Raw genomic sequence first — 12,105 nt, forward strand, 5'->3', positions numbered from 1 at the left:
TCAGTAAATTTAAGCCGCAACAAAATTTTTGTTGCGGCTTTCTTATTTAAAACCTTTTAAATGAAAAGATTTATTCCTCTATACTTAGTGCTGACATTGTCTTATGCCTTAAATGCACAGAACAATATATCTGAGATTTTGGCTGCTGGTTTAGTAGCTGCCCAAGAGTATTCAGACTCTTACACTACTCCTGCAGGAGAATCCTTTGTCACAAATCTTTCAACAGGTTGGTATGATGACGCAAAATCCTTAAACAAATGGCAATTTGAGCTATCACTCAAAGGGCAGGCCACATTCTCTCCTGATGATCAACGGAATTTTGTTTTAGATCCACAGCGATATGCGCAGATTATCCAAGATGAATATGACAGTTCAGGAAATCCACCTGCACGGATTGAGGTTTCATTTGCAGATGGGTCCACGAACCCAAGAAATATAGCTACCGCATTGGGAGTCAATAATCCGTCTGAGTTCTTGATAATAAGAGCAGTGGATCAGACAACTGGATTATTAATTGAAGACACTCCTATCGAATTGGGACAAGGTCTTGAGAATGAAAATGTAGATTTTATACCTACCGTTTTTTTACAAGCCGGTCTAGGATTAGGTGGTGGACTTGAAATTAAAGCTCGATTTGTTCCAAAAATTCAAGTTGACGAAGCAAAAACATCGCTCTACGGTGGTGCCGTACAGTGGGAGATCACAAAGCTCTTTGAAGATGAATCAGGGAACTCTGCGTTCCCACTAAGGCTGGCAGCGTTGGGTGGTTTGACCAAGGTAGATGCTGAATACGATTTTAGAGATGGCGTGATGGTTGATGGAGTCAATCAAACTATAGAAGTACAGTCTACTAGTTTCACATTTGCAGCGATAACCAGTACGCGATGGAATGTTTTTAATCTGTTTGCTGGGGTGAATTACGTAACGGGCAGTACAGAAAGTGATTTATTAGGCACCTACACGGTAAGCAGTGAATCAATTCTTTTTCCTGGGAGTGCCACTTTTGAAGATCCTTTAAGCGTACGAGCAGATGTGGATATGATTATGACTACCGTAGGTGCTAAGCTTAATTTAGGACCAGCTTCCTTAGTGACCAGTTATACGTTTTCTGAATACAGTACGGCAAATGCAGGACTAGCATTTAGATTCTAGTTTGAAATGCGGGTGGGGCTTGTTTTGATCCCGCTTTCGCGAAAGCGTGAGCATTAAAAGTTGAATCACAATCATTAAATAGATTTTTGAATCAAACTTTGCTCATTGCATCTTAACTTTTAGCAAAGGTTTACTATGGTTTAGACGTTTAAGGATTATTTTTGAAAGCAATAATTTCAAACGTAAAAATTAGAATACATGAAAGTTACAGTAGTAGGTGCAGGTGCCGTAGGTGCCAGCTGTGCAGAATACATCGCGATCAAAGACTTTGCTAGCGAGGTAGTTTTATTAGACATTAAAGAAGGATTTGCCGAGGGTAAAGCCATGGACTTGATGCAAACTGCTTCTCTCAATGGTTTTGACACAAAAATCACTGGAGTTACAAACGATTATTCAAAAACTGCTGATAGTCACATCGCTGTTATAACATCAGGTATTCCACGTAAGCCAGGAATGACTCGTGAGGAACTTATCGGAATCAACGCTGGTATCGTGAAGTCGGTTTCGGAGAGTCTGGTAAAGGAATCGCCTAATGTGATTTTAATCGTAGTATCTAACCCAATGGATACGATGACTTACCTGGCTCACCAAGTTACTGGCTTGCCAAAAAACAGAATCATAGGTATGGGTGGTGCTTTAGACAGTGCCCGTTTCAAATACAGACTTGCCGAAGCCCTTGAAGCTCCTATCTCAGACGTAGATGGAATGGTGATAGGTGGACATTCTGACAAAGGAATGGTGCCACTTACAAGATTGGCAACCCGTAATTCCGTTCCTGCAAGTGAATTCTTGAGTGATGACCGTTTAGAGCAAGTACTTCAAGACACCAAAGTAGGTGGAGCAACACTTACCAAATTATTGGGTACTAGCGCATGGTACGCACCAGGAGCAGCAGTTTCTGGACTTGTTCAAGCTATCGCATGTGACCAAAAGAAAATTTTCCCATGTAGTGCGTTACTTGACGGTGAATACGGTTTGAGCGACCTGTGTATAGGTGTGCCAGTCGTTCTTGGAAAAGACGGTATCGAGAAAATCGTAGAGATCAATCTTAACGATAAGGAAAAAGCAGCGCTTCAAGAAAGTGCTGAAGGTGTTAAGAAAACTAATGAGTTGATTTAATCAGCATCAGAATTGAGAATATTAAAAAAGCCGTCGCGAGACGGCTTTTTTATTTGGGTTAATTTGAAGAGTTAGTCAGCTTTTTGAATATATTCTTCTACTTTTTCCACCATTTCTTTATTGCCACAAAAGAAGGGTACGCGTTCATGCAGTTCAGAAGGCTTAAGATTCATGATACGCTCATAGCCATTACTGGCAGCACCACCAGCTTGTTCTGCTATAAATGCCATAGGATTACATTCATAAAGCAAGCGTAGTTTACCATTATTTGCAACCGAACTTTTGGGATACATATAAATACCACCTTTGATGATATTTCTATGTATGTCACTCACTAGACTTCCTATATAACGACTGGTGTAAGGTCGATCTTCTTCCTCCTTCTGGCAATATTTGATGTAATCCTTCACACCTTGTGGGAAGTGGTTGTAATTTCCTTCATTCACACTATAAATGCGTCCCGTTTCGGGAAAGGTCATGTTAGGATGCGAGAGATAATATGTTCCCAGCGCTGGATTCAATGTAAAGCCATTCACGCCGTGACCGGTGGTATAAACCAGCATGGTTGAGGTTCCATAAATAATGTAGCCGGCTGCCACTTGCATATTACCGGGTTGTAAAAAATCTTCCATCTGAACGGGCGTTCCCACGGGAGTAACACGCCTATAAATGGAGAAAATAGTACCTACAGATACATTGACATCGATATTAGAACTACCGTCAAGTGGATCGATAAGGACCACATATTTATTTTTATTATCACATCGCTGACCCTCGATAATGATATAATCATCATTTTCCTCACTCGCGATACCACAAACGATCTCCCGATTGGTTAAGGTTTTGATGAACGTGTTATTAGCAAAAACATCAAGTTTTTGCTGGTCTTCACCCTGAGTATTTACATTTCCAGCACTCCCAGTAATATCTACAAGACCAGCCTTGTTGACCTCGTGGTTCACCATTTTGGCAGCTAGTCTAATGGAATTGATCAGGCGAGAGAGTTCACCGCTACTGTATTGAAATTCTGCTTGATTCTCGATGATGAATTCACCGAGTGTTTGATTTTTGGTAGCCATAGTGTCTGTTGATAATGCAAATATGCTATATAAATGACACTTTCTACAACGTTGTAGTGGGTAAATTTCAATGCAATGTTCATTTGTTGAGAATCTGTGGTTATCACTTAATAATCCTCAAAATTTACTTCTTAACTTGCCGTTTTTATCAAATAGCTCTGGATTTGAGCGGGAGTTTGTTAGTAATCAAAATATACAATAGGGTATTATGTCTTTATTGAAAAATTTATTTTCTCGCTTTCGCGCGGTCGCTGAGCGTAGTCGAAGTGAAAGTGAGAACTCCACAAAAATCCTTGATGAAGATGATACCATGAAAAAATTTTTAATTGTAGGCTTAGGAAACATAGGTCCTAAGTATGCCGAAACTCGTCATAATATAGGCTTCAAGATTGTAGATGAGATCGCATCAATGAAGGAGGCGGCATTTGAAACCAAAAAGCTGGGGGATATTGTGGCAATTAAGCATAAAGGGAAAAGTGTATTACTTCTCAAGCCTAGTACTTACATGAATCTGAGCGGAAAAGCAATAAAATACTATATGCAGCAAGAAGGCATTGCCATCGATCAGATCTTGGTAATTACTGATGATCTTAATTTACCTTTTGGGACGTTGCGCATGAAGGGAAAAGGAACTGATGGTGGTCATAATGGTTTGAAAGACACTCAAATAACGCTTAATACACCAAAATACCCGCGTTTGAGATTTGGGATTTCAGATGACTTCAGCAAAGGTCGTCAAGTAAATTATGTGCTGGGAGAGTGGAGCGATGAAGAGCGCAAGTCTCTTCCAGAACGACTGGATACTGCTGCAAAAATGGCTTTGACCTTCACCCACGCCGGTCTTGCAAATACCATGAATGAATATAACGGGAAGTAAGATTTCCCTAAACAAGACCAGCTATTTCTTATAGATAATCATTTACTTTGTTGCAGGAAAAGCAAATCGATTGAATACTTTCAATAATATAAAAGATTACAGACCCAGCAAAGGAGCTGTAGTTACCATAGGTACTTTTGATGGTTTACATCAAGGCCATCAGAAGATTCTGGACCGTGTACTTGCACGGTCAGAAGGTGATGGACTTACCAGCCTGGTGCTTACTTTTTTTCCGCATCCCAGGATGGTGTTGCAGCCTGATCATGATCTTAAATTGATCAATACTATTGAAGAACGTAAACAATTACTTGCTGAGTACGGTATTGAAAACATCGTAATTCATCCGTTTTCCAAGGAATTCTCTAGAACTACAGCTCAAGAATATGTAGAGGAGATCTTGGTAAAGAAATTCAATGCCAAGGTTGTTGTCATAGGATATGATCATAGGTTTGGGAGGAATCGCTCTGCCAGTATTAAGGAGCTAAGAGAATATGCTCAAGAATTCAATTTTGAGATTGTTGAGATTACTAAGGAAGAAGTAGAAGAAGTTGCTGTAAGCAGCACCAAAATACGCAACGCTTTGAACGAGGGCGATGTAGAAACTGCCACCCGCTACTTGAACCGACCCTTCAGTATACGTGGAACCATTGAGAAAGGAAAGCAGCTGGGAAGAACGATCAATTATCCTACAGCCAACTTAAAAATTGAGGAAAAATATAAAATCATTCCAGCAAACGGCGTTTATGTCACCAGTTCAATTATAAATGGTTGCAAGGTCTACGGTATGACTAACGTAGGTGTCAACCCCACAGTTACTGACGAGGGGATCAGAAAGATTGAAACCTATTACTTGGATTTTGATCAAGACCTTTACGATTCAGAAATGGAACTGTTTTTCCATCACCGATTAAGAAATGAGGCTCGATTCAAAGATCTGGAACTTTTGAAAAAAGCGATGCTAAAAGACGAAAATGACACACGCGACTACATCCAGCAAATGGGATAGATTGCTGTTTACTCAGGTAGATAATTCTGCACTGGTATTGTTCAGGATAATCTATGGTTTGCTGCTCGCAGCAGAGGCTTTTGGGTCCATTGCGCTAGGTGCTGTAGATCGACTTTTTATCGAGCCACAATTCACTTTCACGTTTATAGGATTTGACTTTCTGCAGCCTTTGCCTGGTTTTGGAATGTACACTTTGTACAGTTTGATGGGAATAGCTGGTCTTATGATCATGGTGGGCTGGAAGTATAGAACAGCGATCATTTTTTATTCCATAGCTTGGGCTTATGTCTATCTACTGCAAAAATCCAGCTACAACAACCACTGCTACCTGATCATGCTGCTCAACTTCTTGATGGTGTATCTGCCAGCGCACCGGTCGGCGTCGATAGATGCGTGGCGCAATCCAGAGATACGCAAAGAATTTATGTCGCGCTGGATCTACTTTTTTATCATAGGTTTTCTATTCATTATTTATTCTTATGCCAGCGTTGCTAAGTTTTATCCTGACTGGCTGGACGGCTCGTTTCCTAAATACTTGATGTCCACCAGAGGAAAGAATTTTGATATTCTGCAAAATGAATGGGCGCACATTTCCATATTGTATTTTGGGTTATTTTTTGACTTATTGATTATTCCCTTTCTATTATGGAAACGCACCCGATGGATAGCGGTGGTGGCCTCTTTATTCTTTCACTTGTTTAACAGTGTGGTTTTTCAGATCGGTATATTTCCATACCTCGCATTGTCATTTTTATTGTTTTTCTTCACGACAGAAACCATTCACAAAAGATTGATCTGGAAGAAGACCTATTACAAGGCCCGCGAGATTATTGTCCCCAAAAGCAAGAACATTATTATTTTCTGCTCCACTGGATTTTTGCTCGTCATGCTGTTATTACCCTTGAGACACTGGATCATAGAAGATGATGTGCTATGGACAGAAGAAGGTCACCGCTTGAGTTGGCGCATGATGTTGCGCAGTCGTAGTGGCAGAACAACTTATTATGTGGTGGATAAGGCCACCCAAGAACGTACGAGAATTAAGTTAAGCGATTATCTTACCGAGAAACAAAGCCGATCGGCTCAGAGCAAGCCTGATTTTATCTGGCAATTTGCTCAAAAGCTTGAAGAAATCTACGCTGCAAAAGGTCAGGATATTGAGGTCTACGTGAAAAGCCGAGTCTCTATTAATGGAAGACGCTACAGTCCATTTATCGATCCCGAGGTAGACCTTGCTGCCGAAGAATGGGATCATTTCAAGCACCACGACTGGATTCTTCCCTCTCCACTCTATGTTGAGGAAGAGTCGGTGCTATCCATGCAATGAAAGATTTTACAAGAGCTTCGAGAACCTCGTACCTTATAAATTATCTTTTATCTAATTTTCCTTATTAGCATTCGGACTTCGAGAGCCTCAGACCTCGCGTTGAACTTCTTATTTCTGATCTCTTATTTCTGATCTGTTATTTTCCGAGTTCGGGCTTCGAGAACCGCAGCCCTCGCAGTATCTCACCAATCTCTAATTTGTAATTTCTCACTATCTCTAAAGCATTCTTTCAATTTGCCATGGCAGCATTGGCATATCGTTGCTGATATTCCTAATTTTACCCACTTATTCTAGAACAGACTCCATGTTACAAATTGCCGAGATACGTGAGCATAAAGACGCTTTCGCGAAAGCGTTACAAAAAAGAAACATAGACGCCAAATTAATGCTGGAAAGTGCCATAACCATTGATGAGAAACGTCGTGGTTTGCAGGCAGAACTTGATGAAACCCTTGCCCAAAGCAACAAGATTTCAAAGCAGATAGGCGAGTTGTTCAAATCTGGGAAACCTCAAGAAGCTAACGAGCTGAAGGCCCAAACCGGCGAGTTGAAGGAGCGTTCAAAGGTTTTGAGCGAGGAACTCAACAAAGCAGTAGAAGAATTACAGGTGGTTCTTTATAACATTCCCAATATTCCTCAAGAATCAGTCCCTGCTGGGAATAGCGATGAGGATAATGAGGTGGTTTCTGAACACGGCGAGGTGCCTGAGCTCCATGCGGGCGCACAACCTCATTGGGAGCTGGTCAAAAAATACGACATCATCGATTTTGAATTGGGGAACAAGATAACCGGAGCTGGCTTTCCCGTCTACAAAAATAAGGGAGCGCGATTGCAACGTGCGTTGATCAATTATTTTCTAGATAAAAACACCGAAGCAGGTTACCAAGAAATGCAGGTGCCTCATTTAGTGAATGAAGCAAGTGGTTATGGTACGGGTCAGCTTCCAGATAAAGAAGGGCAAATGTATCATGTAGGGAATGAAGATCTCTATTTAATCCCAACGGCTGAGGTGCCTATAACAAATTTATACAGAGGAGACTTGTTAGAAGAGGCAGATCTACCTATTGCAATGACGGGTTACACACCTTGTTTCAGACGTGAGGCTGGAAGTTATGGGAGCGATGTGCGAGGCTTGAATAGATTGCACCAGTTTGATAAAGTAGAAATTTTGCGCATCGAGCATCCCGATAAAAGTGATGGAGCGCTAGATGCCATGGTGGTGCATGTGAAAGGGATTCTAGATGAATTAAAGCTGCCCTATAGAATCTTGAGATTATGCGGCGGTGATTTAGGATTTACATCTACATTAACTTATGATTTTGAAATCTACAGCACGGCACAACAAAAATGGCTAGAAGTGAGTAGCGTGTCCAATTTTAAAACCTTTCAGGCTAACAGACTTAAACTAAGATTCAGAAATGGAAAAAAGGGCACGGAACTCGCGCATACGCTTAACGGTAGTGCCTTAGCTTTGCCACGTATCCTCGCTGGAATTTTAGAGAATTATCAGCGTGAGGACGGTATTGAAATCCCTGAAGTTTTAAGGCCCTATTGTGGTTTTGACAAGATTTCTTGATCACTCTCACAAGTTATTAATTATTTCCATTACCTCTTTTCTGATTTCAGGGAAGAGGTTTTTGATTTTACGTATTAAGATCCGTAGAAAATCTTCCTCTCAATTAAACTATCTTTCCGTTTATCAGTCTTAGTTAATGTATGTCGTCCATCGCAGAGCAAGATCTTCTTGATAAATTGCGTGATCCTGATCAATTTGAGTCGGGATTTTCCTTGCTGGTAAAAAAATACAGCGAGCAGATGTACTGGCAAATCAGGAAGATTGTAATAACCCACGAAGATGCAGATGATGTCCTGCAACAAGTATTCATCAAAGTTTTCAAGGGCTTCAAAAACTTTAAGGGTGACAGTAAGTTAAGCACCTGGCTTTACCGTATCTGCTATAATGAAAGCATGACGCATCTCAAGAAGAAGTCGCGACAGCTACAACTTTCTGACGGCGAGATGTTGCAGCGACTCACGGAGAATCTAGAGGCAGACGTCTATTTCACTGGAGATAAAATTCAAATTGAACTTCAGAAAGCACTCGCTCAGCTTCCAGATCGACAGCGTGAGGTTTTTAACATGAGATATTTTGACGATCTTAAGTTTCAAGAAATTGCGGAGATTCTAAATCTCACTGAGGGTGCAGTAAAAAGTAGCTATCACCACGCAGCAAACAAAGTCAAAGAATTTATAACCAGCGATTAAACCTTTTGAACAAACTACAGTCATAATAGTATGTCAACCAGAGATAAGCATAATAAGATAGGTTTTGAAACGCCAGAGGGTTATTTTGATCGCCTTGCAGATCGCATGATTAAAAAATCATGGAAGGCGGCTGATCAGATAGACTCTGCTGGATTTCAAGTGCCTGATGGTTATTTTGAGAAGCTGAACGATCGAGTGATGCAAAATGTTCAGTCGAGCGGTTTGGATCAGGACAAACTTCCAGCAGAAAAAGACGCTAAAGTCGTTCAACTGATTACGATCGATCATAGTAGATCTTCAGAACAATCTGAGAAAGTCGGGAAGAAGTCGATTGGAAATTTATTATATGAATACGCCTTACCTATTATAGGTACTGCAGCCGCCATAGTGGCCCTAATTACAATAAATGGGGGAGAAGGCTCTCCACAAGATGCTAGCCTAGATTCCGATGCACTTTCAACTTATGTCTACAACCTTGATGATTATCTAGATCCAGAAACTGTCGATATTTTATATGATGATGCGATCGTTCTGGACGATATAGACGCAAGTTTGGATATAGATGATGCGGCCTTGATGGATTATCTAGTTAGTGAAATGGACATGAATCAAATACTTTCAGAATGAAAACATATTTTTTTAAATCAGTCATATTCTTTTGCTTTTTAAGCTCAGTTTCATTCATGTTCTCTCAAAATCCTAAGCTTATTAAACAAGTGGAGCGTGATGTGAAAGAAATTCATGAAAAGATAAAAACTTTACATGTAGCTCACATTACTGCGGAGCTGGAACTCACAGAGAGTGAAGCACAGGAATTCTGGCCGGTTTATAACAAGATGCGAGAAGAAGACCGGCAGATTGATCATGAGAAACGTGACCTCATGAGAGAAATAGATCGTAATTATAGTTCCATGACTAATGCGCAGGCTAAGTCATACCTAGAGAAATATAAAGCGCTGGAACGACGAGAAGCTGCTGCTGAATTCTCAGAATATCATGAACGCATCATCGATATAGTAGGAATAAAGCGTTTCTTTAAGCTTAAGAAGGCCGATTATGATTTCAGGCGTAAAATGTTGAGAAAATTCAAGAGCAAACGGGATAAAAGAACCGGCTTTATCAACGACCGAATCCAAGAGCATAAGCTCGAAGCTCAAAAGCGCCGTGATCTCTTGATGGAAAAGCGAGATAGTCTCAAGGTAGTTCGGGAGAGCTAACTCAAAAACCGATTTCTGAAGGGGCAGTCCTAATTATCTTTTAGCGCTCAGAAGGTCAAATTTTCCATCTTCTTTTTATTTTTGATCTTAAAATGATAACGGTTATGCGCATATTTTTGATTTCAGTATTTTGTTTGAGTCTCTTCTCATGCAATCAGCAGGAGGCTGAGAAGAAAGAAGATGTAGTCTTGGATAAAGTGGCATCTAGTGATACATATGAGAAGTATGTAGCTGCTTATAACGATTATAAATCTTGTAAGGAAGAGCGCCCACAGCTCACTCAAGATTACATGGATAAGAAGATCACGGCAGAGGAGTTCCGTGAGCGATTAAAAGTAAATGGCAAAGCTTGCAACATCAAGCGTGACATCTACAATCGATACTACCGTTTGCTTCAGGCCGAGTTTGATAAAGAGGCCGAAGCTTATAAAATCAACGAGGAGTAAATTAATCCAAGAACGATTTTAATTCTTTTGTGCTGTTGATGTTCTCACCATTATAAACGAGCCTCCAGCCCATAGATTTTGATAGGACATAAATATTGCTCAGTTCAGACAATAGTCGGTTCTGGGCATTATTCATTTCTGGATCAGCGAGTACTTCCATTCTGATTTTTTCTGTTATTCCCTTTTTTACCTTATTGTAATCCTGAGCGCTGAATTTATTAAGCGGATAATCCTTCACATCGTAGAATCTGATATCTGGATTGATACTTATTTCAGGTGGTGGTAATTGCGTAAGGTGGATCGTTTTGTTCTCGGGATCCAATTCGTATTTGAGTTGCCTGAGGTCGTAAGAAATCTGCGCTTTTGCCTCTGATATGATGAGTGCTCTTTTTGGCACGCCAAAGACATCCCAGTAATCCCACCCAAACTGTCTGGTATTTTCATAAGAAAAAACTTTAGCGTACTGAATCTCGGTCACAACAAGTTTGCTTGTGTGCTCGATTTGCTTTTGTAACAGACTCGTTTGTTCTATCAGGCGACCCTCATCCTGTCGACTTTTTAACCAGCTGGAGACACCATAAAATGCTACTGCGACTAATACGACAAACAGTATAAACTTCAGCTTTCTACTCATAATAAGGACAGGTTTGGGTATTTCTCCAGCAAATCTCTTCTCGCGACTTCTACGTTTTCTCTGTGCAGATCAGGATTTTTAGGCCGGTGGGCCGCAAGTCTTTGATATTTTTCTACGACGTTCATCGTGTCGTAGTTGTTTTTGTTGATTCCGCTTTCGCGAAAGCATAACCACACATAATCCGTGCCCGTTTCATTTAAATGGATCATATCTGGTTTGTAGAAACGGTAGTCCCGCAGCTCGTCCATAACAATCTCATAGGCAGGAAAATATTGCAGACCTTGATCAACTTGATGCTGAATGGCATCATGCAAGCGTGATTTGCTACGCATATTCTCAACATGTCCATCTTTGAGGTGTCGCACTGGTGAAAGTGTGATACAAATCGTGCAGTCTGGATTGAGTTTCTCAACCTGTTCTACAATAGATTCAAGATGCAAATTGATCTGATTTGCCGTGAGCAACTGTTTGCTGAAGGCTGACTGGGGCTGTTTGTGGCAATTGGCCACAAACATATCCCGATCTAAATGTCTGTAAACCCAAGCAGTGCCCAGTGTGATGAAAATATGACTTGAGTTTTTGATCCTTTCACGCATCAACGGTAATGCCTTATTCAGATTACTGACGGTTTCTTCTTCATTGGAACCATTGAGATCACTATGCGCAAAATAGCTGAAGGTGCTTTCAACGTCTTCCTCAGTAAACTTCTCATCATTGACACTTCGTTCTAACAAAGTTGCCAGACTCGCTGGATTGAAAATGATCCCAAACGGATTAATCAGTGTGTCAAAACCGTAGTACTGCAATTTCTTACCAATGTTTTCAGCAAAACAGCTTCCTAAACACAAAATTTTAGACTCATAATCTATTTGTGGCACAAGCGGCTGGATGGGTACTATGGTAGAGAGTTTCATATTGCAGTAATCAACTCAAATATAGAACACATGCAATAAGAGCTGTGTTGGAATTAGATTAAAAAACTA

At 40.6% G+C, this 12,105-nt stretch carries 13 protein-coding genes; 10 read left to right on the forward strand and 3 right to left on the reverse strand.

Going from position 1 to position 12,105, the window contains the following annotated elements; genetic code table 11:
- Positions 1-60: 60 nt before the first annotated feature.
- On the forward strand, positions 61-1,152 hold the full coding sequence (locus BST97_RS15300) for a DUF6588 family protein (RefSeq protein WP_085768053.1): 1,092 nt from the start codon (positions 61-63) through the stop codon (positions 1,150-1,152).
- A gap of 198 nt (positions 1,153-1,350) precedes the next feature.
- Positions 1,351-2,271 carry a malate dehydrogenase gene (mdh, locus tag BST97_RS15305; protein WP_085768054.1) on the forward strand — a complete coding sequence of 307 codons (921 nt, stop codon included), beginning with the start codon at positions 1,351-1,353 and terminating at the stop codon, positions 2,269-2,271.
- Positions 2,272-2,342: 71 nt separating this feature from the next.
- Here mdh and fbp read toward each other — a convergent pair whose 3' ends face one another.
- On the reverse strand, positions 2,343-3,350 hold the full coding sequence (gene fbp / locus BST97_RS15310; RefSeq protein ID WP_085768055.1) for a class 1 fructose-bisphosphatase: 1,008 nt from the start codon (positions 3,348-3,350) through the stop codon (positions 2,343-2,345).
- 205 nt (positions 3,351-3,555) lie between these two features.
- Here fbp and pth point away from each other — a divergent pair, with 205 nt between their 5' ends.
- The 8 genes from pth (at position 3,556) to BST97_RS15350 (ending at position 10,488) form a co-directional block, all read left to right on the forward strand.
- Positions 3,556-4,227, forward strand: coding sequence for an aminoacyl-tRNA hydrolase (pth, locus tag BST97_RS15315; RefSeq protein WP_407668585.1), 672 nt, complete (start codon positions 3,556-3,558; stop codon positions 4,225-4,227).
- A gap of 70 nt (positions 4,228-4,297) precedes the next feature.
- Positions 4,298-5,233, forward strand: a complete 936-nt coding sequence (locus tag BST97_RS15320; protein WP_085768057.1) for a bifunctional riboflavin kinase/FAD synthetase — start codon at positions 4,298-4,300, stop codon at positions 5,231-5,233.
- Positions 5,199-6,560, forward strand: coding sequence for an HTTM domain-containing protein (locus BST97_RS15325; protein ID WP_085768058.1), 1,362 nt, complete (start codon positions 5,199-5,201; stop codon positions 6,558-6,560). The genes BST97_RS15320 and BST97_RS15325 overlap by 35 nt, the downstream gene beginning before the upstream one ends.
- 304 nt (positions 6,561-6,864) lie before the next feature.
- Positions 6,865-8,136: a serine--tRNA ligase gene (serS, locus tag BST97_RS15330; protein ID WP_085768059.1), complete on the forward strand. Its 1,272-nt coding sequence runs from the start codon at positions 6,865-6,867 to the stop codon at positions 8,134-8,136.
- Between the two features lie 140 nt (positions 8,137-8,276).
- Positions 8,277-8,825, forward strand: coding sequence for an RNA polymerase sigma factor (locus BST97_RS15335; RefSeq protein ID WP_085768060.1), 549 nt, complete (start codon positions 8,277-8,279; stop codon positions 8,823-8,825).
- Between the two features lie 30 nt (positions 8,826-8,855).
- Positions 8,856-9,452 carry a hypothetical protein gene (locus BST97_RS15340; protein WP_085768061.1) on the forward strand — a complete coding sequence of 199 codons (597 nt, stop codon included), beginning with the start codon at positions 8,856-8,858 and terminating at the stop codon, positions 9,450-9,452.
- Positions 9,449-10,042: a hypothetical protein gene (locus BST97_RS15345; protein WP_157111713.1), complete on the forward strand. Its 594-nt coding sequence runs from the start codon at positions 9,449-9,451 to the stop codon at positions 10,040-10,042. Before BST97_RS15340 ends, BST97_RS15345 begins: the two co-directional genes overlap by 4 nt.
- Positions 10,043-10,146: 104 nt before the next feature.
- On the forward strand, positions 10,147-10,488 hold the full coding sequence (locus tag BST97_RS15350) for a hypothetical protein (RefSeq protein WP_085768282.1): 342 nt from the start codon (positions 10,147-10,149) through the stop codon (positions 10,486-10,488).
- A 1-nt stretch (position 10,489) separates the two neighbouring features.
- Here the strand turns inward: BST97_RS15350 and BST97_RS15355 are convergent, their stop codons facing one another.
- A complete protein-coding gene (locus BST97_RS15355; RefSeq protein ID WP_085768063.1) occupies positions 10,490-11,122 on the reverse strand; it encodes a DUF4230 domain-containing protein in 633 nt (210 codons plus the stop codon).
- Positions 11,119-12,036 carry a GSCFA domain-containing protein gene (locus tag BST97_RS15360; protein WP_085768064.1) on the reverse strand — a complete coding sequence of 306 codons (918 nt, stop codon included), beginning with the start codon at positions 12,034-12,036 and terminating at the stop codon, positions 11,119-11,121. The genes BST97_RS15355 and BST97_RS15360 overlap by 4 nt, the downstream gene beginning before the upstream one ends.
- Between the last annotated feature and the right edge of the window lie 69 nt (positions 12,037-12,105).

This window comes from Nonlabens spongiae (assembly GCF_002117125.1).
GTDB classification, from domain to species: Bacteria; Bacteroidota; Bacteroidia; order Flavobacteriales; family Flavobacteriaceae; genus Nonlabens; species Nonlabens spongiae.